Origin of the sequence: Nostoc sp., assembly GCF_036916655.1 — a bacterium.
In the GTDB taxonomy this organism is placed as follows: Bacteria; Cyanobacteriota; Cyanobacteriia; order Cyanobacteriales; family Nostocaceae; genus Nostoc.
This window is the reverse complement of record NZ_JBALFY010000077.1, coordinates 1-22789: the sequence shown is the minus strand read 5'-3', so window position 1 is coordinate 22789 and position 22789 is coordinate 1. Positions and strand designations below refer to the sequence as shown.

Here is a 22789-nt window from a genome sequence, read left to right as displayed (position 1 = left end):
AAAAATTAGAATGAATTCAAGTTGCTGGATATTGACCCTCGTTTCATTGGCGATAAAATAAATTTGTAATTATCACAAGCTAGCAATAATTTAATTTTTAAAAGTTAGACTTCTGTTGATTTATTTAAATTTACTCAACAATAGTTCTGCTTAATTCGCTATAAATAGCCTAAGAAAACCGATTTTTTATCTTGTCTGTAAAGAATAAAAGAGGATTAAGCAGATTTACTGCAACAAGAGTGTAATTCTTCAGTAAAAATTAAACCTCAGCAAAATTACCAGAGCGAGAAAATTGAGCTACTTTTTAGCCGTACAAACACGTAATGTAGATATTCAGTCAAAAATTTAGGTGAAAAAATATGTTTCAGGCTACTCGCCGCCGTCTTGCAATTTGGTACACTGCTGTTACTGCTGTATTACTATTACTATTTGCCAGTGGCGTTTATTTATACGTCCGCAGTACATTGATTGAGCGGATTGATGATACCCTTAATCATGTAGTAGAAATAGTGGAGCGTTGTCTTACAACTAGCCGCTGTGCGTCTACGCTGATATTTGACCCAATTGATGCTGATGCAGATAAATTTCGGATTAATGTAGAAGCCAGTCTTCGTGATAATACTGATACTGTAGAAGATGACCACATCGACCTAGAATGGTTTAGTCCGACTGGAAAATTACTTTGGTCAACGCTATCTGAACCTCTAAATATTCCCATTCGTGCTAACCGTACTGGTGAAACTGTGCGTGTAGTCAAGGGAGGGAATGAAAATTCCAAATTGCTAACTTCCCATTACCCCTTATCCCCACAGGGGGCCCCACCTTCCCCACTCTTATTACGACAAGTCACACAACGGGTGGAAGTGAGACGGCAAGTATTAGGATATCTGCGTGTTAGTCATCCTTGGTTTGAAGTCACTAAACCCAGTCGCCAGTTAATTTTTGATTTGGCGCTAGGTATTGGGTTAATGGTACTTTCGGTAGGTGCAAGTGGTTGGTTTCTTTCGGGTAAAGCGATGGAACCTGTTGGCGAGTCTTATCAACGCCTCAAACAATTTACTGCTGATGCTTCTCACGAACTTAGAAGTCCCATTACTTTGATTCAAACTAATGTGCAAGTTGCTCTTGCTGACTTGGATTTAGCAGAGACAGAAACGACTACTTCTTTGCAGTATCGGCAACAGTTAAAGGTAGTGGAACGGTTAACGCAGCGTTTGGGTAAGCTAGTCAATGACTTACTCTTCCTGGCACGGCAGGATAGTGGTATTAGCAAAGATATTTTTTCGGCTTGTCCGCTGGATGCTTTGCTGATGGAGGTGGTTGAAGAACAACAATTGTTAGTCCCTGAAAAAAAAATCGCCCTTTCTCTAGACTTAGTTGATCCTCCTGCCTCTGAAACTAGCCCCGAATTACTGGAAAATTGGTTTACCCTTGTGGGTAATTGGGATCAATTGGTGCGGCTGTTCACAAATTTAATCGCTAACGCCTTGCATTACACTCCAGCAGGTGGACGAGTGAAAGTAGAATTGGCACGGATTGAGGGAATCAATCGCGTTTCTGGACTACGTAACACCAATGCTCAGTTGCAAGTTAAGGTGAGTGATACCGGAGTTGGAATTCCAGGGGAAGCATTACCACGCTTGTTTGACCGTTTTTATCGAGTAGATCCGGCACGTACTCATCGGACTGGGAATACAGCTACAGCTAGCGCTACTGGTTCAGGATTAGGATTAGCGATCGCTCAAGCTATTGTCGAACATCATCAGGGTCATATTCAAGTTGAAAGTACCCAAGGCATTGGCACTACCTTTACTATTACTCTACCAATAACTCTTGAGTCTTAATTTGCTCATAAATTTCTGTTTCCTGTGATATATGAATTTTAAATAATTCATAACTCATTATTGTTTTTGATTAATTGGCGTAATTTCTCACTAATGATTGAGAATTTTCATTCTTATGAATGAAAAAATTATCTCAAAGCTTAGATAATTTTCATGTCTACAGTTAGATACAAAAAACAGAACTACTTAGTATGATTATTTTGAGCATAAACACACAAACAACTTAAATAGTAATAATTTAAGCTGTTTGAAAAATATTAAAAAAGATAACTTGGATGTTTTTTTCGGAGTCAATGATGAATATGAAGTCTCAAAAATTTCGCAAGTCCGTTGATTTATTTGGCGCTATTTGTGGAGGATTGCTGATTAGCCTGCCTGCAATTCCTCAAGTATTAGCCCAAGAATCTATTCCCAAAATTAACCCTTGTCCTCGTATTTTTTACGAAGAACCACACAATAATCAAGTTGTAGTACCACAGGGATGTCCTCCCAACGCGCTAACAGAAAGACTAGCCGCTCAAGGGGTTCTTCCTGTACCTGCTACTTCATCACAAGAGCAAACAAGATTGGGTACCGGTGGTGGGGAAGCTCCAGAACCAAGTGTCAGGCTACCACGCCCAAACCCTGGCGCTCAAACTCAACAGCCTTTACCAGGCGCGGTTTCTACCGACCAACAACCACAACTAGAACCACGACAAACCCCTAGTGCGACGATCGCACTCAATAATGGTAGGGTTAATGTCAGGTTGGTAAATGAGACTGCGGCTAATGTAACTTTCCAAGTAATTGGCGATACTGCACCGCGATCGCTACAAGGTAAGTCAGATGTAATACTGCAAAATCTCAAAGCACCAGTAACAGTGACATTTGAACGAGAAGATGGCGGACAGTTAATAGTGACTCCACAAGGTTCTTCTGAACCGGGAAGCTTGGAAGTGACATTTAAGGAAGCCACAAATGCCACACAGGGTAGAAGCGCGATGAGAATCGAACGAAATGGTTCAGTACTTTTGAATTAATCAACTTAGAGCTAGGGCAAAGTCATGAGACTGTTGGCAAATTAATAGGGGTATAACCACCATTCCTCATTACTATGATTTCAGTCCGTTGAAACGGACTTGAGCTATTAGCCCGAAATTTATTTCAGGGTGCGAAAGCAAGGCCAAACCAATGTTTTAGGGGTGAGGGATCAAACCAACCGTGAATTGACCAACAGTCTCAAGTCATTCGCAGCTACACAAATAAGAGCCACACCAACCTGGGCTAAGAGACTGATAAAATAATAAAAATATCCAATTAACTCTCGTGGGGTGGATAAGATGCCATTGGTGTCAACTTAACGCGAAACCACTTGTCCGCCGGAAATTGAAATTCCCGTCTCATAGCTAAAGTCATTTTCAGATGACTAAATATCGCCAAAAATCTCCAGTCTACTGAAGTAGACTTAAGCTAAAAGCCAAAAAAATTTATTTTTGAAGTAATAAGTAATACCCATTACTTATTACTCATTACTCATTACTCATTTATTTATTTCCGGGTGGGCATGGAAGCCAACAGATAAGCTATTCCCATCTGGAGTTGACACCTATGGCAAGATGTCCACCCCACAATATTGGATAATTTATTTCTTGGAATTCCCTAAGAAAAAATCTAGTTTTTATAACCCACGCAAGTGGGTTTTGACTGTGTAGACGCGGTTTCTAAGCGCCCTTTTAACATTAAATTGACTACTACTTCCGCTGAAGCATTTGAGTTAGCTGATCCTGCAATTGCACTTCTTGCTTGCTGTCTTCCAATGTCCGCGCTAGTGTAATTGCCCTTTCGTAAAAATTACGGGCAGTTAAGTAATTACCTTGTTGCTTATATAACTGAGCGTAAGATTCAAAAGATTTTAATTCTTCTCGCAAATTTTGCAATTCTTTAGCGAGTGCTAAACGTTGCTCTAGTAAGTCAAAGGCCCGTTCGTAACGTCCGACAGCAGTATGAGCCGTAACTAAACCGTCAATTGCTCTTAATTCATTAGTGCGATCGCGGTTAGTTTTAGCTATCCGCATTGCTTCACCATAAGTAGCAATAGTATCTTGATAATTTCCCGATGCTAAATAGGCATCACCTAAATTATTCAGGGTATTTGCTTCACCGATGGCATCACCAGTCTGACGGCGGAAAGTTAAAGCATTTTCGTAAAGCTTAATTGCCTTGTTGTAATCTCCCAACCTGGCAGTTACCAAACCCAAATTACTCAAAGATAGTCCTTCACCTTCAATATTTTTCACACCATGAGCAATTGCGAGCGCATCTTCGACTGTTTTACCAGCAATAGCAGATTCGCCTTGTTGCAGCAGAAATGTACCGATATTATTCAGTGCAAAAATTTGAGCTTGGAAGTCTTTAGTATCACGAGCGATCGCTAATTCTCTTCTTAAAGCATCTTCAGCCTCTTTTGAACTACCAAGCTGGATATAAGCCTTTGCAAGCAAATTGTACGCGAGACCTTGTGCTTTCAGGTCGCCAATTGAGTGATATAGTTCTAGTGCCCGCAAACAAGACGCAACTGTTTTGTCGGCATATCCTGAAGTGTATTGTTGTTCACCGATACGCAGTAAACTATCTGCTTCATCTCTTGATTGTCGCCCAACGGAACTATTTAAAGGTCGATGGAGTTGTTGCGTAATATCAACCACACTCGCAGCTACAGGACTCAGCAAAAAAGTAAACAGTAAAAAGCTGTGTAAAAGTACCTGGGGACGAGAAACAGTACCTACACAAATTAAGCCTACCTTTTGCCAGGAAAATACAAGCTGTTGTTTCATAAAAATTGCCCGTCAAGTTGCGGGTTTAAGTAGAAGGTCTAAGAAGAAGTTTTAAGTTTTTAAATTGAAGACATTCAGTATACGCATTTGTACTTAAGCTATGATTAAGCAAAATCTTCCCCAAAGTAGATAGCGCGGATATCTGCGGGTAATTTGTCCTCTAGCATACGATAGCCTTCCTGAAGAAAATTGGCTACAACACTTGGAGCGATCGCTTCTCCTTCGGCTTGGAGATAGGCAGCGATTCTAGTTTCGCTCCAGTGGAAAGTTTGAGACATTAACACGATTAATCGTAAAATTGGTGGTAGTTGGTCTAACGCCTGTTCTACATAGCACCATAGCGGTGGCGAAGTCGCTTGCAGAGAATAATGAATTGCTTCTGTGGGTGGTAATTTAATTTCGTTAATACAGAAAGCTGTCATATTAATTAACCAATTTTGCATGGTTAAGGCTTCCTCGCCTGATTCAGAGTCAGTTAATTTGAGTCCACCGAGTTCGTAATAGATATGTCGCCAGGTGAGGGCAAACAGATAATCTGCTTGCACAGGCGATCGCGCCGAATGCCGAATTAAGGTATAGACTATAGGGCTATAGCGGCAAAAAATCACTGTAAAGTACTTTCCGGCATCTGGATAGCGTTGAAACAGAGTCAGTAGTTCATGGTCACTGTGATGAAATAGCGACTTTACTAGCGGGTGATTAGCTTCCGTAAAATGAGGAATTTGCATGAGCCTTGCGATTGATAATTGTTAAAATAGTTTTGGGAATTGCACTCCCCTAGTTAATCGCATAATATCTTGGTGTTGTTCAGTTTGTAGATGAGACTCAGACTACTTGAGTATTGATAAACTAGAAACAAGGACTTAATTTTAGTCTTAATCGACAGTCATAAAATCAACTACCTTATAGAATCCTTATTTGTTCATGGTTATAGCAGCTAGTGTGATATCGTTCCTGGTCAGTCCCCTTACTTTAGGCTCCTTTCTGCCTTCCCTGCCCTTGGATAGCCTATTTTCCACCCAAGGCATTATGGTAATGCTGCTAGCAGCTTACGCTGGTGCTATGTGGATGTTTCTCACCAGTGCGCCAAAAGTACATACTGTAATGGTGTCAGATTTGGAAATTGCCCGACAGTTGTATGAAGGGCTGCTAGATTTGCCGGCAGCTGAAGTGCCATTGCACTACTACTACAACTACGAACAAACTATAGGCGCAACTGGCATCGATCCGCTATATATGTCTACTGGGCCGAGCTTGTCTGGTAAAATGATGAATAATGCCAACGATGGGCTGTGGTATCAATTGAAGAAAAACACCCAGCTACACATTATTACTGGCGCGAGCTTAGGTAGCAAAAATCAGCAACGCCACGTTTGTTTTGACCACGACTGCCTGGAAATGATTTTAATGCGAGTCGAAACGCGCGGTTTGAAATTGAAGATTCGTAACCAGAAACCCCTGAACTTTTTAGTCAAGGACTATGAAGGGCGAGTTATTGAAGTGGCTGAAGTAGCGAATTAGTTCCGAAATTTTAGATTATTTGAGCCTGGGTTTAGCGTAGCTTGCCGCCGTATGCATTGCTAAACCCAATATTTATTTTTAGATTTTGGATTTTACTGCAAGCGTTACCGCAGGTGTAGGTAAGTAGATAGGTGTAAATAAAGTGGAAAAAATGTACACATCTCACCTATATGAAACAGATTTCTATGATTGGACGCAAAAGCAGGTTAGCTTGCTCAAAACTCAACAGTGGGAACAAATAGATACGCTTAACCTGATTGAAGAAATTGAAACTTTGGGCAGAAGAGAACGGCAAGAATTGCGAAATCGGCTGGGAGTATTGCTAGGACATCTACTAAAATGGCAATTTCAACCTGAAAAACGTAGCAATAGCTGGTTGGGTACAATTCGAGAGCAACGTGTTCAAATTAAACTGCTTCTGCAAGATAGCCCTAGTTTGAAACCCTATCTTGATGAAGTTTTCTTCAGTGTTTATGAACTAGGTTTGGCTTTAGCGATTCGAGAAACTGAGTTGGGTGAAAATGTTTTTCCAGAAATCTGTCCCTACACTTTAGACCAAACTTTGAATCCTAAATTCTTACCAAATTTTAATCAGATTGATGAACAGGGCGAGTAATCGTCACAATACTACTATTTTCTCACCGTAAACCATGACAAATAAAAGCAGCCCAGTAATGAGGCTCTGAAAAAGGAAATTGCTGAGTAGAGTTTTCAATTTCTTTAATTCGTCTGTTCAATTTAGTATACATATTATATTCAAGCTTCCATTGTTGATATTCGATAGAATCTGGAGGATATTTTTTTCTATTTCCTATCAGTGCTTTTTCCCCTACTTCTACTTCCTGAAATATTTTATTTAGGTCTACTTTTGTAAATTCTCGTAGTTGAATTTGCGCTTTCTGTAATGCTTCAGGACGGTTTCTACCTTCTTGTCGCTGCTGGTAGTAAAAGATGGAAAATAATGCTGTGGCTAAATCATTGACTGACCACAAAGTACTAACAACGCTTCTAGCACCAGCACACAAAAAGCCTGTGGAGAGAGTAAGAATATCGTCAGTTAGGGAAGGAGTACCCAAATTAGTTTCGCAGCAAGACAGAAATACTTCTACAAGTTGAGGTAAGCGCCAGCTTGGTGTCATTAACTGCCCCAAGGTGATGCTACCATCAGCTAATTTTAACTGTGATTCTAAGGGATTATCGAGGCGAGATTGGGCATGGTGGCAGGAATGAAGTACTTGAACTTGTTGTGCTAATTCTCGATAGTTTTTGGAGGTAGCTTGACTGCTGCCAATTAATCTGTTTTCTAGTGGAATGTTGTACATTTTGGCGAGTTGTTCGCCTTCAAATCTGGCACAGGGAAGGTTATCTTCGGCACCTTCCACAGTTCCATATTGTAGAGATATTTCATTAAATGTCCCTATATTATCGCGTTGTTGACAAAATTCTAAAATTTGGCAACTTGGGCTGTAACGAGTGAGAAATTTATCTCCTAAATATTCCTGATATTCTCCTGTAGGCAAAGCAGCAAAGGGAATCTGATGTAGTAACAGGTGAGGTACTAAGATTAATTCTTCTATTCCTTCAAGATGTTCGTAAATGAGTTCAGATATTTGCAGGCGTTCAGCTAATTCGCGGAGAATACTATTAATTTGAGTTTCCCATTTTTTGGGTTCATCCCTATAAGGCAATAACCAATTCTGCTCAATCCATCCTTGCAATGTATTTAAGCCTTGTCCTGTGCAGGTGTGGAGAGTAATCTGGTTTTGCTGGACGACAAAAATATAGGTGTCGCTGTTAGTAGTGTAGAAACTGAGGATAGCTGTATTGGGTTGGTCAATTAGCTTTTGAATTTCTGACAAGCTGAGGGGGTTAACTTGAATTTCGTCAGCTAATACGGGATCTTCGCGTCTGAGATTTTCCCAAACTTGTTGTTTTTGGGCTTCTAGAGTGGCGATCGCTTCATTATAAGCCTCCCAAGCAGCGCGTGTTTCACTACGGCTATTTTCAGATTTATGGCTTTGGCGTTCTTGGTCAATTTGCCGTTGCAGTTCTTCATACTGCTGCAATAATTCTTGAACTTTTGGGGGAATTTCCTCGCCTTGAGAGAGGTTGTAGCTTGCCATTAAGTCTACCAGGCGTTTGGAACGCGATCGCTCTGAATATTCAAACGCTTTTTCTATTTGTCCAGCATTGATGCAGGCTTGCACCATATTTTGATAAACATCAATGGATTCTTCTAAAATTTTCTGGCGACGTGATTCGGATGTTACCCAACTGCGACTGGTTTCTACTCCATCAATAGCTGCTTCATAGCCTTGGATAGCTTTATCCCACTTACCAATGCAGAAAGCTGTGTTACCTAAGTTGCGTCCCGTTAGAAGGCAATCAAGCGGAAATATTTTGTAGCTATAAACGGTTAAGGCTAACTGGAAAGATTCAATTGCCTTCGCAAAATATCCATGCAAGTTATAGATATGCCCAATATTACTATGAGTTAATGCCCAGTCTTCTGGAAAAGCTTCTTGGGTACGAATTTGTAAAGCAGATTGAAAAGCATTGGCAGCTAGTTTTAAGTCATTTGTATAATCTTCTTTAAAACGCTCACCATAGCAAATTCCCAAATTCATTTGAGTAGTAGCCCATGCTATAGGGTCAAGGTATTTGCTACGAATCTGTAAACTTTTTTGAAGATGAGTAATAGCTAAATCTAAATTTTCTGGTCTAGTCCCAGCAATTCTATCAAGATAAGCGATACCTAAGTTGTTTTGAGTTACTGCCCATTCATTGGGAGATACTTCTTTAGTAAAAACTTGCAAAGTTTCTTTAAAAGCAGATATGGCCAATTCTATATTTTGCTCTTTGTTTTCTTTAGCACGTTCTAAGTAAGCAAGCCCCAAATTATTTTTTACATCAGCCCATTTTTGAGAATCATCTATCTGCTCAAAAACTTTTAATGCTGCTTTCTGAGATTCAATAGCTAACTCAATATTTTCTTCTCTATCTCCTTTTATACGAAAACGATAAGCATTTCCTAGTTGGTTTTTGATTACAGCCCACTCTTGAGGAAATACTTGCGAAGTTAAAATACTTTGTGAAACTTCGTAGCCAGCAATAGCTATTTCTCTATTTATAGCTGTGTTTCCTAGTAAAAAATTAGTAATAAAACTACTAAAATTGACTATATCAACTGCAATTATTTCTGATAACAATAAATTGCTTTCAAATAAATTTTTTATATACTTTTTCAATTCAGAAGGAAAACCATCATTAATTTTGTCTATATTAGCTTCAAGGATATAGTAAAGTATATCTGGATTTTTTTTACTATTATGAACTGCTTGTAAAATCATTTGAATAAGTTCTTCATAGGTTTCTGCTAATGATGGCTCTCCTAAATTAGCAGAAATTGTAACAGCAACCTTACGCAGAAAAATGGCATTGTCTTTGTCTCCCTGTTCTACTAATTTTGCAGCTACCTGCTTCATTGTCTCTACTAAACCAGTGTCTATCAGGTTCTTATGAATCTCTAATATCTCCGGTTCTTGTCCCTCAGAAGATTGGATAAGTTCTTGAATTAGTTTTAAATAAGCATCAAGGCGTTTGTCTTCCACTACTAATTAATTCCTGTTTATGAGTTCTAGTTTTAAAAAAAAATACCTAACTTCCCCAGCACTTCTTCAGCTAAATCCAACAACTCAATTTCATCAACTTCATCACTACTTCCACGATTACTTTCTCCACACGCCACATTAGCAGCCAAAACATTTTTCACAGCGAAAATCCTATCTTCTTCAGATAGACTCAAACATTTTTCCAACTCTACAGCAACTTCTTGGATTGTTCTTGAACCTAAACGCGCTCTTACTTTCACCGCCACCAAATCGTCACTTTCAAGTAGTTTTACCAAAGCTGTTTTCAGTCCATCACCCTCGCCAGAAAACTTCTCAACAGCGACACGCACATATTCTCGGACGCTCATGTTTGCCGCCAATGCTTTTTGGAAAACTACATCTGGTACATCTACCAGCAACACACCTTCGTTATCACTAGCTTGATATAAGTCATCCCCTTGTTTGACGGCTACCAGCAAATCTGCACCCAAGGTATGTAAATAGTGCAACACCGATTCCAATTCATGTTCCTTTAATGCCGACTCCAACTTGGACACAGCCGCCTGCTTTACTCCCAGTTTTTGGGCTAACTGTGCCTGAGTCAATCCTGCTTTATTACGTATTTCCCGCATCGCATCAGTAAGATATAGGCGTAGATACTCTAACTTTCCTGCCAAAATCACTTCTGGCTCGTCACTTACCTTCTGCTGCAACCAAGCTTGAAAATTAGGTTTTTTCATCAATTTTCTCTCTGCTGCAATTCACGTAATCTTACTCTTGCAGGCTCTTTGTCTCTATCTTTAATAGCGTTGTCGTATTTCTTCATAAAGGCGTGCAGCACAACAAATCGCTGAGGACTCGCAGCCGTTAAAATAAACCTTGGATTATGTTCGCTCTTGGTCATACGTAACTCATACAGGTCATCTTCAAGTTTCTCAAAGATGCCACTGGTGAGTGATGCGAGTCCTTTGTTACACAGGTAGCCAAGGTTAACTTGTAAACGTCTAGTTTCGGAAGGACTCAGTAATGGCTGTGGTGGATTTTCTGGTTGCTCCTCTTCAGGAATCATCCTAATGAAAAAAGCAAGCAAATCTTTGGGGATTTCTCCATTGACATCTTGATAAAGTTCCCAAGTCCAATTCACTTCCTACCTCAAACTATAGTATTCCTTATAAGGAATGTCAATATATTATTCTTTATAAGGAATATCGCATAGATTATGGGAATACAACTAAAATGTTCAATTTCCACTCAGGCTAAAATAGGTAAATCCCCTAACAAAAATGATTTATGAACCAGCCGATATCTGAGAGAGTGCGCTGGACTACCGCCGACTTAGAGTTGTTTCCAGATAACGGGAATCGCTATGAAATTATTGACGGAGAATTGTTTGTGACTAAAGCGCCCCATTGGAAGCATCAAAAAACTTGTGTCAGAATTAGCACTTCCTTGGATAACTGGTCACAAACTACTGGTCTGGGAGAAGTTGTGACTGCTCCAGGCATAATTTTTGGCGATAATGATAATGTTATTCCTGATGTTGTCTGGGCTAGCTACGAGATATTACCCCTACTTTTAGACGAGGCGGGACATTTGACAGGTGCGCCAGAACTAGTTGTAGAGGTGCTATCTGCTGGTAGTGAAAACGAAAAACGGGACAGAGAACTAAAACTTAAGCTCTACTCATCACGAGGTGTCAGAGAATATTGGATTGTAGATTGGCGCAAGCAACAGGTGGAAGTATATCGACGCGAACAAGCAAGTTTAAAGTTAGTTGCTACGTTATTCAGTGGTGATGAATTAAGTTCACCCATATTGCCTAATTTTACTTGTGCGATCGCTCTTTTATTTACTTAAGATAAAATTACGAATTACGAATTACGAATTACGAATTAGTTAATTGTGCTGTAAAAACTCAACTTTGGGCAATAACGGGTCACTCACAATACCCACACCGCTAAAACCCCAGCGTTTGAGCAAATTTCCCAACTGTGTACGCGCAATAGATTCAACCGCAAAGCGATTTGCCACTTCTGCTGCATGGGTATTGAGATAGCTGAGAGCTTCAAAATTTTCCTGAAACAGCAATAAATAACCCGACGTTTCGGCATCAGGACGAGCGATGAGATAATTACCGTCAGTTTTTGAGCGCACCAAGTAATAGACTTCAGACTGCATGGAGATGAGGTTCGTTTAAGAAAAAAGTCTTCAAATAAAAAAACATAGAGGAATATCGAACATCTTTAATTTCCGAGTATCCCTCATTGCTTTAATATCAACAATGTAAAATAAATATTTATCCAAATTTGCCACTGACGTAATCTCTGGTTTCTTCTTGCTTAGGATTGTTGAAAATTAATTCTGTTGCGTCATACTCTACCATATAACCGCTACGGGTTCCTTTCTCTGAAGTCCGAACATTAAAAAAGGCTGTCTTATCAGAAACACGCGCTGCTTGCTGCATGTTATGAGTGACGATAACAATAGTATATTGCTCTTTAAGTTCGTGAATCAGTTCTTCAACACGCAAGGTGGAAATGGGGTCAAGAGCCGAGCAAGGTTCATCCATCAGTATAATTTCAGGTTGGACTGCGATCGCACGAGCAATACATAACCGTTGTTGTTGTCCACCAGATAAAGACGAGCCACTTTGATGTAGTTTATCCTTGACTTCATCCCACAAAGCTGCCTTTCTGAGACTGCTTTCTACCAATTCATCGAAATCACCTTTGTAGCCGTTGATTTTAGCTCCAAAAGTAATATTGTCATGAATTGACTTTGGAAATGGGTTTGGTCTTTGAAACACCATCCCAATTCTCCGACGCACTTCTACAGGGTCGATATCGGGTGCATACAAGTTTTTATCGTAAAAAAGTATTTTACCTTCTGCGCGAAATGACTCAATCAGGTCATTGAGGCGGTTATAGCATCGCAACAATGTACTTTTACCACAACCGGAAGGGCCGATAAAAGCAGTCACCTGATTTTTCGGTATATCTAGCCAAATATTCTGTAAGGCTAAAAACTTGCCGTAGTAAATATTGAGATTTTCAGCCCGTAAAACGGTTTCAGTGTCATTCACTGTCCTAGTGTTGGTAGCCATAAATTAAATTTAGTGTTGATTTTAGCGATGGGAATTTGCACTGTGGATGGTTGTTTACTAAGCTTTTTTGCGAGTTGCCCAGCGAGCGATGATACTTGTGATTAGAACCATCAATACCAAAATCAAAGATGCTGCCCAAGCTAGAGATTGCCAATTTTTAAACGGAGAAATAGCATATTTGTAAACCAATACAGCCAGAGAAGCTGTTGGTTGGAATACACCATCTGGCCAAAAGTTAGAAAATAAAGCAGTAAATAGCAATGGTGCGGTTTCTCCAGATGCTCTGGCGATCGCTAGCGTTGCCCCAGTTACAATAGCTGGTAAGGCTGCTGGTAAAACTACTTGACTTACCGTTTGAAAGTTAGTCGCTCCTAACCCTACAGAAGCTTGTCGCAAATCTTGCGATACTAACTGTAACGCTTCATCAGTGGTTCTCAGAATAATGGGCAACATCAAAATTGCCAGTGCAAACCCTCCACCAAGAGCTGAATACGATCCTAAGTTCAATTTTACCAGTGTTAAAACTACAATCCCATAAGCAAATACCCCAGCAATAATCGAGGGGACTCCACTCAGGACGTTAGCCGCAAAACGTACCCATCTAGCAACTTTCGCCGAACTAAATTCTGTGATGTAAATCGCCCCCAAAACTCCAAAGGGGATGCTAATCAAGGCAGCAATTCCTACCATTACTAGTGTGCCTAAAATTGCATTACCAAAGCCTCCTCCCTTTTGGAGAGCTTTGGGTGGCAGTTCCACAAACACCGCCAGATTCAGACTGCTAAAGCCTTTAATAATCACATAAGAGAGTACTGCTAGCAAAGGAACAAGTGCCAATGCTCCGCAGGTAAAAGCGATTACGGTCATCACTGTATTAAACAGTGTTCTTTGAGACATGGCGGAGCGAGTTAAACTGCGCTCTGGAAAATTAGAAGTCATAATTTAACCAAAAACTAAGCTATATTCGCTTGACTCTCATAACGATCAACTCGGCCAGAATATTGACTACCAGTGTCAAGAAAAATAGAACTAAAGCCGCGTACATTAAAGCCGCAACTTGCAAACCACTAGCTTCTGAGAATTGATTTGCCAGTAGAGAAGAAATCGTATTGGCTGGTGCTAAAAGAGAAAGACTGATGTTGTTGGAGTTGCCAATTAACATTGTGACAGCCATTGTTTCTCCCATTGCCCGGCCGAGTCCCAGCATCACAGCACTAACTATGCCTGAAAAGGCTGCTGGGATGAGAACTTGCAAGATTGTTTCCCAGCGGGTTGCTCCCAGTCCTATAGAGGCTTGGCGCAAACTGGGGGGTACAGAAATCAAGGCATCGCGGGATAAAGCTGTGATAATGGGCAAAGTCATAATCGCTAAGATGACTCCCGCCGGTAACATTCCTGGCCCTGTAGGAGAAGTGCTAAAAAATGGCAGCCAGCCAAAGTAACCATTGAGCCATTTTCCCAAGTTGGTTAAGATTGGCACCAAGACAAAAATCCCCCACACGCCATAGACAACGCTGGGAATAGCTGCGAGTAGTTCTACTGCGAAAACCAGTACCAGCTTCACTTTCGCAGGTAAAAAATCTTCGCTCAGGACAATCGCAGTACCAACCCCAATTGGTACTGCAATCAGCAGACCAATAAAAGAACTCACAAGAGTTCCATAGACTTGAGGTAGCACCCCGTAGCTATCATTAACCGGGTTCCAAGTAGTGTTGACTAAAAAGCCAGCACCATACTTTTGAATAGCAGGCCAAGAGCCAATTGCAACCTGCGACCCAATCCATAATAAAGTACCAGCAACCCCAAAGGCGAAAATTTTAGTTAGCCAAATAAAACCCTGATCTAGGGATTTTTCTGCGCCAGAGCGATTTTTCATCGCTGATGACAGATTTTGAGAATTTGTAGTCATGAATACCGACTTTCACAATTAAATCAGAGAAAAATGTGGGAGGCAAACAGATTTAGTAAAATTGTCGCCTCATCATCTATTTAAACTAAATACAATAGTAACTCCGTATTTAAAGTTACTACTTAGCATCTGTGTGTGATTGTTTACTTACTAGCGCTACTACCGCTGGTAACAGAAATTTTATACTCTGGACTAATTTGGTCAGCCGCCGCAGCCACCTTTGTGATGACGTTTGCAGGTAGAGGAACATACCCTAGTGAAGTAGCCTGCTTCTGACCATCAGTTAAAGCGTATTCGATCGCAGCTTCGATCGCCTTAGCTTTTGCGGCATTAGGATATTTCTTGTAAGCCAAAATCCAGGTGTAAGTAACAATTGGATAGGAATCAGCCCCTTCGGGATCGGAAATGAAGACGCGGAGGTTTGCCGGTAAAGCTACTGATTCCAGAGTTTTAGAGGCTGACTCCTCACTAGCTACAACAAATTTACCGGCTTTGTTTTCCAAATCAGCAAACTTGAGACTATTTTGTTTGGCATAGCCGTACTCGACATAACCAATAGAACCTTGAGTTTGTTGAATTTGAGCGGTAACACCCTCATTACCCTTAGCACCGACTCCCGCAGGCCAGTTGACAGTTTTGCCATCACCGACTTTACTCTTCCACTCTGGGCTGATCGCGCTGAGGTGTTTGGTGAACACACCCGTGGTTCCGCTACCATCGGAACGATAAACAACTGTGATTGGCTGTTTAGGAAGTTTTGCACCTGGATTAGCCTTGGCAATTTGGGCATCATCCCAAGATTTGATTTTGCCTAGTAAAATATCGGCGTAAACGGCTCGTGGCAGCTTTAGTTCTGGAACATCAGGCAAGTTGTAAGCCAACACGATGCTACCAGCAGTCACAGGCAGTAAAATTACACCTCTATCTGCTGGTACTTTCTGGATTTCTTCATCCTTCATTGCTACATCGCTAGCACCAAAGTCTACAGTGCCTTTGATAAATTGCTCAACTCCAGAACCGCTACCAACTGATGCATAGTCAACTTGCAGATTTGGATATTTTTTGTTTAAATCTGTAAACCAGGTATCGTATAGTGGTGCCGGAAAAGACGCACCAGCCCCGCTTAACTTTACGGTTCCACCAAGGTCTAATTTAGCTGGGCTAGAGGCAGTAGTATCTGTAGCAGTGCCAGAAGGTGTGTCCTTGGTGGCTGTATCTGGGGTTTGCTGTCCGCCGCCACAACCTGCTAGGCTGATTGTCAGTGCTAACACTGAAATTGAACCTGTGAGGCGATGAGTTTTTATTGCACTAAGACGTAAGAGCATCGCTATCAATTTTTTAGTAAGTTTTCAGGTAAGCGTTTCTAAGATACTCCTAAAGCACAACAATAAAGATTAACGATAGGTTAACAGAACAAAAAATACTTGTTTTTTTTTGATGAAGAACAAACGCTTATTTCCAGTTTATCTTGATAAATTTTATACTCTCGCTTGAGATTTAACTTACAGATAGCACTACATTAATAAGTTGATTATACGTATTTACAAAACTTTATAATTATCAGATATACTTACTTCCTGCCTCCAAGTTCTGTTAGCATTTTTCACCTGTATGCAATTGTTATGTCAGTATTTATCTCAACTGGAATCACTATAAATACTAAGTAATTTGTAGCTAAACTTAGGTAGTAATTGAAAAAATAATATTTATTTTACCATTTATCTAAGTAAGATACCAGATTTAGAACACAGCTCAGTCAATAAAATCAGATAATAGACACCTCAGCCACAATTCGCAGAACTGAAAAATTACATACATACTGAAAAGGCAAAAGAAAATATGCTAGTTCTTAAGATGTCAGCACAGATTTCATTTCAATATTAATGAATATACTATTTGCTGCTGGTTTTCCCTTTTGCTTTTCCTTAATTGCCTGATAAATGTTTGCTGCTTCCAATCAATTACTGTGGTCTATGATTGGCTTACTCCTGACAATGGGTGGTACTTTCCTAGAAGTTTATGGGATTACCTTACCTTGGACTTGGAGTCAGCACGGAATTCAGACTTTTTCTTTAGGTGTCACTTTTCAAATTGGCGCAGTGTTGTTGGTGGGTTGTTTAGGGGGCAAAAATGCCGGTGCGCTCTCACAAATCGCCTATTTAGTCATGGGGTTAACCTTACTACCAGTATTTGCCGATGGCGGTGGTATTGGTTATGTCAAGCTATCTCAGTTTGGCTATCTACTAGGTTTTATTCCTGGAGCTTGGATTTGTGGCTTGTTCGCCTTTAAAGCTAGACCTCGACTAGAAACTCTTGCCTTTAGCTGTATCTGTGGCTTGTTAACTCTCCACATCTGCGGTATTACTTATTTAATTATTAGCTATCTTTTTCAGTGGAAAGGCACAGAAAATCTATCCTTAATGCAAGCAATCCTCAGATACTCCTGGTTTGCGCTACCAGGTCAACTAACTGTGGTCTGTGCAGTTAGTGTAATAGCATATATATTGCGTCACTTAATGTTTTATTAGTTGATGTTATTTGTCATTTGTCCTTTGTCATTTGTCAAAAGCTCATGACCAACGACCAATGACTAATGACCAATGACCCTTACGGGTGATGCTCGTGCCTCGCTAACGCCAGTCACTCATGGGGAAACCCCCAGACGCTCGCGGACTCGCTTGCCGCCGACGCTATCGCTCTTAGTAGCGTCTCCCCTTCTCCCAAAGGGAGAGGCTAACGCCAAGGGAGAAGACCATGCTGGCTCACCAATGACCAATGACTAATTCACCATGCATTTAAAAAATCGTCTTTTCTGGATAGCTGCCTTCATCGTTTTTTTCTTAGACCAAATAACAAAGTACTGGATAGTACAAAGCTTTAGTTTGGGGCAGACATTACCACTCTTACCTGGGATATTTCACTTTACCTATGTCACTAACACTGGTGCTGCATTTAGTCTCTTAAGTGGGAAAGTAGAGTGGTTGCGCTGGTTATCTTTAGGAGTGAGTTTAGTCTTGATAGCATTGGCGCTGGTTGGCCCAACCTTAAATTTGTGGGATCAGTTAGGCTATGGCTTAATTTTAGGTGGAGCGATGGGCAACGGTATCGATCGTTTTATTTTAGGCTATGTTGTTGATTTTCTTGATTTTCGCCTGATTAACTTTGCTGTATTTAATGTGGCAGATTCATTTATTAGTATTGGTATTGTTTGCCTGTTAATTGCTTCCTTACAAAAAACACCAACTTCAACTGGCAGATCGCATTAAACTATTAAGCCTGGGATGATTAATCCCAGGCTATTGATTAGTGAAACCCTTGCTCAGTCTTATATGCGAAGACTTTATCTATAAGGTTTCAGCGATTTTTATTTTTTACCTGACACCAGTTTGAATAACTGGTGCAATAGGTTAAAAAAGACGCACAGGCGATCGCTGATGGCAAACTAGTATTTAGATTATGCACCAGCTTTTAAATTAATTACCTGTGGTAGGAGTTTTTGGCGCACTAGAGCCGGGAGTCGTGGGAGTTGGTTCGATACTACTGCCAGGAGTGCCAGGAGTGCCAGGTTGTTCAGGTGGAGTTGAGCTACCTGGTTCGGTAGTGCTGCCAGGAGGGCTAGGTTGTTCGGGTGTTGAGCTACCTGGTGCTGGAGTTAAGTTGCTAGGAGCGCCTGGTGCAGGTGCGATCGGGCTACCTGGTGCTGGAGTACTTTCGGGAGCGCCTGGTGCTGGTGGGGTAATGCTACCTGGTGCTGGGGTTAATCTGCCAGGAGCGCCTGCGCCTGGTGCTGGGGTTAATCTGCCAGGAGCGCCTGGTGCTGGAGTGCTTTCGGGAGCGCCAGGCGGAGTTGGGGTAACGCTACCTGGTGCAGTTGTGCTATCAGGTGTTTTAGTTTCTGTTGGTGTTGTGGTTTCTGCTGGTACTGTAGTGCTACTAGGAGCGCTAGGAGTAGCTGCTGTGCCATTGGGACAGCGGGAGTTGAGCGGAAAATACTCGCACAGAATTTTCATACCTTCTGGCGACATCTTGATTTCCGTTGGTGCGCTAGTAGATTCGCTACCAGTAGATTGAGCTATGGGGGATTTACTGGATTCGGCTACAGCAATATTAGTGGTAAGTGCCAAAGATAAAGCTGCACCAATCAGGCTCAGAGATTTTCCCATCATTCTGAAATTAACCTCAACGGAACACTCGGCCCATTAAAACAGACAATAAGATTTAGAAAATCTTCCTAAATGAAGATGTTTAAGTTGGTTTTAGAGTATGTGGATATATAAAATTAGTAAAAATAAAACCTGTTATTTGCTGATAACTAGTGTTAAAGAATACAATAAAAAATTGTGAGTGTAGTTATTGAGCTTATAACAGTAGCTTAAATAAGCCTTTGAGAATAGTAAAAAAATTTATGCTGATATAAATAAGTGATGAAAATCACAAATCAATACTGTTTGTAATATAAATTTAAGTATAAATTAAATCAAAAAGTTCCGTATAGCTAATTTATGCTTTGGCTTATGAGTAAAATGATGAAAGACTAACATCTAGAATTGATTGTAATTCGCCCGATTCTTCACTAAAAACTGTGATGTGAATAGCCGATGAGTTCTCCCCAACCGCCTCACAAGCCACAAACTTTACTAGGTCAACTGACTCAAGCAGTACATACGATTCAAGCTAGAGTCGATTTTTCTAAATTGGCGCTCAAGCCTAATGCCAAAGTACCAGAACTTTGGGTGCAGGATGCGGGGGCGGATAAAGCAGAGGTATATCCACTGTTGGGCGATCGCTATATTCTCGGTCGTAGCTCCAAATCCAGCGATATCGTCATCCGTAACCCTGTTGTCAGCCAAATTCACCTGTCACTATCGCGAAATTCCACTCATAGCACACCAGTTTTTGTCATCAAAGACGAAAACTCGACTAACGGCATCTATCGTGGCAAGCGTCGTGTTAGCTCCCTAGAACTTCGTCACGGCGATATTTTGACTCTGGGGCCCCCAGAACTTGCCGCTTCTGTACGTTTGCAATACGTCGATCCACCAGCATGGTATGTCAAAGCTGCAACTTGGACAGCTTATGGTATAGGTGGTGTCACTGCCCTGTTAACGCTAGTCATTGGCGTCGAATGGCTGAAATTTAAAGTTAAACCTCTACCCACAGCGACACGCGCCCCAGTAGTTGTTTACGCCCGTGATGGAGCCACCCCCCTGAGAGAGCCTCGGACAATCTCTCATGTAGACATGAAGCGATTAGAGGAATTTGGCCCTTATTTGCCTGCTGCCGTAGTAGCTTCAGAGGATAGTCGTTATTACTGGCACTTTGGGGTTGACCCTCTGGGTATTTTACGAGCCGTGTTAATCAATAGCCGCAGTGGAGATGTCCAACAAGGAGCCAGTACTGTTACCCAGCAAGTTGCCCGCAGTTTGTTCCGTGAGTATGTAGGCAGACAAGATACCCTTGGACGCAAATTGCGAGAGGCAGTTGTCGCCCTAAAACTCGAAACCTTCTACAGCAAAGATGATATTTTGCTGATGTACTTAAATCGGGTTTTTTTGGGGGGAGATACCTCTGGCTTTGAGGATGCAGCCCGGTATTACTTTGATAAATCGGCTAAAGAATTAACTTTAGCAGAAGCAGCAACATTGGTAGGAATTTTACCTGCTCCCAACGCCTTCGATTTTTGTGGGAATGGGCCAAATAAGCTAGAAGCGGCTGAATACCGGAATCGCGTGATTAAGCGGTTGCTGGAGATGGGCAAAATTAAACCAGAGGATGCCAACCGCGCTAGACGCTCCACCGTCCAAATTAGTCCTAAAGTCTGCGAACAACAAGCTAAAACGATCGCACCTTATTTTTACAGTTACGTCTTTTCTGAACTGGAATCAATCTTAGGGGAGGGAGCCGCAAGAGAGGGCAATTATATCATTGAAACCAAGCTCGATCCAGCCATACAGAGACAAGCAGAAGCCGCTTTGAATAATTCGGTGAACAACTCTGGTAGAAATTTTAATTTTTCTCAAGGAGCGGTGGTAACTCTTGACTCTAGTACAGGCAGCATCCTCGCAATGGTAGGTGGAACTGATTACAAAAAAAGTCAGTTCAATCGTGCTGTTCAAGCCAAAAGACAACCAGGTTCCACCTTCAAAATTTTTGCTTATACTGCTGCTATTCAACAGGGAATTTCACCATCCAAAAGTTATTCCTGCGCTCCTTTAACTTGGCAAGGCTTTACTTATAAACCCTGTCGTTCAAGTGCTGGGAGTTTAGATATTGCCACTGGACTAGCGCTTTCAGAAAATCCTATTGCCTTGGGAGTTGCTAAAGAAATTGGGCTAGATAAAGTGGTGGCAATGGCGCGGCGTTTGGGGATCAAATCAAACCTCGATCCGGTTCCTGGCTTAGTACTAGGTCAAAGCGTGGTCAATGTTTTGGAAATGACTGGTGCTTTTGGCGCTATTGGTAATCGCGGTGTGTCCAATCCTCCCCATGCCATTAGCCGAATTTTAGACAGTGGTGATTGCAGCGATCGCAATGATATCAAAACCTGTCGGGTAATCTACTCTTTCGACCAAGATCCGGCTGCTAACAAACAAGTGCTGAAAAACGATGTCGCCGATGAAATGACTACTTTAATGCGTGGTGTCATCGCTAGAGGCACTGGTCGTAGTGCTGCTATTGGACTAGGGGAAGCTGGTAAAACTGGCACGACTGATAAAAACGTTGACTTATGGTTCATTGGTTTTATCCCCAGTCAGCGACTTGTAACTGGCGTTTGGCTGGGAAACGACAATAATTCCCCAACATCTGGCAGCAGCGCTCAAGCAGCTCAGTTGTGGGGGAATTATATGCGGCGAGTTACAAGGTAAAAAATGGGCATTATAAGTATGAGATTTTGGTTGAGTATGCGATGGGTGGTATTTCTAATCAGCTTTTTGTGTCAAGATATCGACTTTTTTTGCCAGATCCGGAGGTTTTAAAGCAGGAGTTAAGGCGGCTTTTGGAGGTAAATGATGGGTGATGTTCCATGCCCCCTAATTGCCGATGTTGTCATCCTCCCATTTCCCGACATTCTTGCTCACAGTCTATTTAGGGGTTGCTGAAAAAGAAAGAAAAGCTGACACTCTGAGATTTTCAGACCAAAGAAGTATATTCAGGTGCAAGATTTGAACGTAAAATACCCCAAAACCCTTGCATCAAAGCGACCATCCGTAGCGAGACGTGCTAGTAAAGAAAAAAAGAAACAAGATTTAGAATCCGAGAGAATTTGTAATTGTATTGAAGGAAAATTTGGGCAAGCTAAAAGAAGATTTAGTCTCAATCGAGTGATGGCAAAACTGTCTCATACTTCTGAAACTGCAATTGCTATTACTTTTTTAGTGATGAATCTTTCTACTCACCTGTCGCGGGTTTTTTATGCTTTTTTATGTCTATTTTTCAAAAATAGACCTTTTTCCCAGTTTAACATAATTGAAAATAATCTTCTGGCTAGCTATAAATAACATAAAACTATCTCTGTTCATGGTTGAATAACTGGTCAACCCTTGAAATTGCTTTTTTATGACTTTTTCAGCAACCCCTAAAGTAAGAAACTACCGCACCAAATTTCTTACTTTATTTAGCATAGGCAAGCTATATCAATGGTTTTGAGCGCCATTCTCTAGCACAGCACCCTTCTTGGGCGGTCGAGGTTTATTAAATTTATTAATATACAATTTTCCCGATTCGGCACAGTGATACTTTATACAAAATTGTGGGAATTCTAAGTTTGAAATACAAATTGTATTTATCCACAAAAACTTGCGTTCCAAAAAAAGAGAATATTTATGGACTATAAAGAGTATGAATCGTTCAATCTTGAGCAACTGAGAAAAAAAGATACTCACTTTTCCCCTAAGCCTAGGCTGTTGACTTTGTGGGTTTTTAGGCGGTTTTTGTTCATGCAGTTTTTGTGTCGTTAAAATTCCTCTGAAAATAGGGTTTTTCTTTTC

21 protein-coding genes and 1 pseudogene are annotated in these 22789 nt (G+C 41.0%); 10 read left to right on the top strand and 12 right to left on the bottom strand.

Annotation, left to right across the window (positions count from 1 at the left end; all coding sequences use genetic code 11):
• Positions 1-359: 359 nt before the first annotated feature.
• Complete coding sequence (locus V7L31_RS21680; protein WP_334698169.1) at positions 360-1844, top strand: sensor histidine kinase; 1485 nt, start codon at positions 360-362, stop codon at positions 1842-1844.
• 296 nt (positions 1845-2140) lie between these two features.
• Entirely contained in the window at positions 2141-2863 is a 723-nt protein-coding gene (locus V7L31_RS21675; protein ID WP_334698211.1) for a hypothetical protein, read from the top strand.
• 711 nt (positions 2864-3574) lie between these two features.
• On the opposite strand, the gene V7L31_RS21670 is transcribed toward V7L31_RS21675, so the two are convergent.
• Together V7L31_RS21670 and V7L31_RS21665 are read right to left on the bottom strand one after the other, a co-directional pair.
• On the bottom strand, positions 3575-4657 hold the full coding sequence (locus V7L31_RS21670) for a tetratricopeptide repeat protein (protein ID WP_334698168.1): 1083 nt from the start codon (positions 4655-4657) through the stop codon (positions 3575-3577).
• 104 nt (positions 4658-4761) lie between these two features.
• Positions 4762-5385 carry a sigma-70 family RNA polymerase sigma factor gene (locus V7L31_RS21665; RefSeq protein ID WP_179066496.1) on the bottom strand — a complete coding sequence of 208 codons (624 nt, stop codon included), beginning with the start codon at positions 5383-5385 and terminating at the stop codon, positions 4762-4764.
• Positions 5386-5581: 196 nt separating this feature from the next.
• Here V7L31_RS21665 and V7L31_RS21660 point away from each other — a divergent pair, with 196 nt between their 5' ends.
• Positions 5582-6178 carry a glyoxalase-like domain protein gene (locus tag V7L31_RS21660; RefSeq protein ID WP_292849024.1) on the top strand — a complete coding sequence of 199 codons (597 nt, stop codon included), beginning with the start codon at positions 5582-5584 and terminating at the stop codon, positions 6176-6178.
• A gap of 151 nt (positions 6179-6329) precedes the next feature.
• The gene (locus V7L31_RS21655) at positions 6330-6794 is read left to right on the top strand and encodes a DUF29 domain-containing protein (protein WP_334698167.1); all 465 of its coding nucleotides are present in this window, start codon (positions 6330-6332) and stop codon (positions 6792-6794) included.
• 22 nt (positions 6795-6816) lie between these two features.
• Here the strand turns inward: V7L31_RS21655 and V7L31_RS21650 are convergent, their stop codons facing one another.
• The 3 genes from V7L31_RS21650 to V7L31_RS21640 are packed head-to-tail and all read right to left on the bottom strand — an operon-like array spanning position 6817 to position 10933.
• Complete coding sequence (locus V7L31_RS21650) at positions 6817-9789, bottom strand: CHAT domain-containing protein (RefSeq protein WP_334698166.1); 2973 nt, start codon at positions 9787-9789, stop codon at positions 6817-6819.
• A 32-nt stretch (positions 9790-9821) separates the two neighbouring features.
• Positions 9822-10529 (bottom strand): helix-turn-helix domain-containing protein, encoded by a 708-nt coding sequence (locus V7L31_RS21645; RefSeq protein ID WP_334698165.1) that lies wholly within the window; start codon positions 10527-10529, stop codon positions 9822-9824.
• Positions 10529-10933: a type II toxin-antitoxin system RelE/ParE family toxin gene (locus V7L31_RS21640; RefSeq protein WP_334698164.1), complete on the bottom strand. Its 405-nt coding sequence runs from the start codon at positions 10931-10933 to the stop codon at positions 10529-10531. Before V7L31_RS21640 ends, V7L31_RS21645 begins: the two co-directional genes overlap by 1 nt.
• 146 nt (positions 10934-11079) lie before the next feature.
• On the opposite strand from V7L31_RS21640, the gene V7L31_RS21635 reads away from it, so the two are divergent.
• Positions 11080-11646 carry a Uma2 family endonuclease gene (locus V7L31_RS21635; RefSeq protein WP_334698163.1) on the top strand — a complete coding sequence of 189 codons (567 nt, stop codon included), beginning with the start codon at positions 11080-11082 and terminating at the stop codon, positions 11644-11646.
• 39 nt (positions 11647-11685) lie between these two features.
• Here V7L31_RS21635 and V7L31_RS21630 read toward each other — a convergent pair whose 3' ends face one another.
• The 5 genes from V7L31_RS21630 to pstS form a co-directional block, all read right to left on the bottom strand.
• Positions 11686-11967 (bottom strand): hypothetical protein, encoded by a 282-nt coding sequence (locus V7L31_RS21630; RefSeq protein WP_334698162.1) that lies wholly within the window; start codon positions 11965-11967, stop codon positions 11686-11688.
• A 118-nt stretch (positions 11968-12085) separates the two neighbouring features.
• Positions 12086-12892: a phosphate ABC transporter ATP-binding protein PstB gene (gene pstB, locus V7L31_RS21625; protein ID WP_334698161.1), complete on the bottom strand. Its 807-nt coding sequence runs from the start codon at positions 12890-12892 to the stop codon at positions 12086-12088.
• Between the two features lie 57 nt (positions 12893-12949).
• Positions 12950-13831 carry a phosphate ABC transporter permease PstA gene (pstA, locus tag V7L31_RS21620; protein WP_334698160.1) on the bottom strand — a complete coding sequence of 294 codons (882 nt, stop codon included), beginning with the start codon at positions 13829-13831 and terminating at the stop codon, positions 12950-12952.
• Between the two features lie 19 nt (positions 13832-13850).
• The gene (gene pstC / locus V7L31_RS21615) at positions 13851-14801 is read right to left on the bottom strand and encodes a phosphate ABC transporter permease subunit PstC (RefSeq protein ID WP_334698159.1); all 951 of its coding nucleotides are present in this window, start codon (positions 14799-14801) and stop codon (positions 13851-13853) included.
• 143 nt (positions 14802-14944) lie between these two features.
• Positions 14945-16126, bottom strand: a complete 1182-nt coding sequence (gene pstS / locus V7L31_RS21610; protein WP_334698158.1) for a phosphate ABC transporter substrate-binding protein PstS — start codon at positions 16124-16126, stop codon at positions 14945-14947.
• A gap of 615 nt (positions 16127-16741) precedes the next feature.
• Here pstS and V7L31_RS21605 point away from each other — a divergent pair.
• The 3 genes from V7L31_RS21605 to lspA all read left to right on the top strand — a co-directional run bounded on the left by V7L31_RS21605 (position 16742) and on the right by lspA (position 18067).
• Positions 16742-17329 (top strand): biotin transporter BioY, encoded by a 588-nt coding sequence (locus tag V7L31_RS21605; RefSeq protein WP_334698157.1) that lies wholly within the window; start codon positions 16742-16744, stop codon positions 17327-17329.
• A gap of 72 nt (positions 17330-17401) precedes the next feature.
• A complete protein-coding gene (locus tag V7L31_RS21600; RefSeq protein WP_334698156.1) occupies positions 17402-17584 on the top strand; it encodes a hypothetical protein in 183 nt (60 codons plus the stop codon).
• A gap of 6 nt (positions 17585-17590) precedes the next feature.
• Positions 17591-18067, top strand: coding sequence for a signal peptidase II (gene lspA / locus V7L31_RS21595; RefSeq protein WP_334698155.1), 477 nt, complete (start codon positions 17591-17593; stop codon positions 18065-18067).
• Between the two features lie 207 nt (positions 18068-18274).
• Here lspA and V7L31_RS21590 read toward each other — a convergent pair whose 3' ends face one another.
• The gene (locus V7L31_RS21590) at positions 18275-18967 is read right to left on the bottom strand and encodes a hypothetical protein (RefSeq protein WP_334698154.1); all 693 of its coding nucleotides are present in this window, start codon (positions 18965-18967) and stop codon (positions 18275-18277) included.
• A gap of 432 nt (positions 18968-19399) precedes the next feature.
• Here V7L31_RS21590 and V7L31_RS21585 point away from each other — a divergent pair, with 432 nt between their 5' ends.
• Together V7L31_RS21585 and V7L31_RS21580 are read left to right on the top strand one after the other, a co-directional pair.
• Entirely contained in the window at positions 19400-21667 is a 2268-nt protein-coding gene (locus tag V7L31_RS21585) for a transglycosylase domain-containing protein (RefSeq protein ID WP_334698153.1), read from the top strand.
• 345 nt (positions 21668-22012) lie between these two features.
• A pseudogene (locus tag V7L31_RS21580) lies at positions 22013-22300 on the top strand (transposase); the annotation flags it as partial.
• 135 nt (positions 22301-22435) lie between these two features.
• Here the strand turns inward: V7L31_RS21580 and V7L31_RS21575 are convergent.
• On the bottom strand, positions 22436-22789 hold a 354-nt coding region (locus V7L31_RS21575; RefSeq protein WP_334698152.1), incomplete at its 5' end, for a hypothetical protein.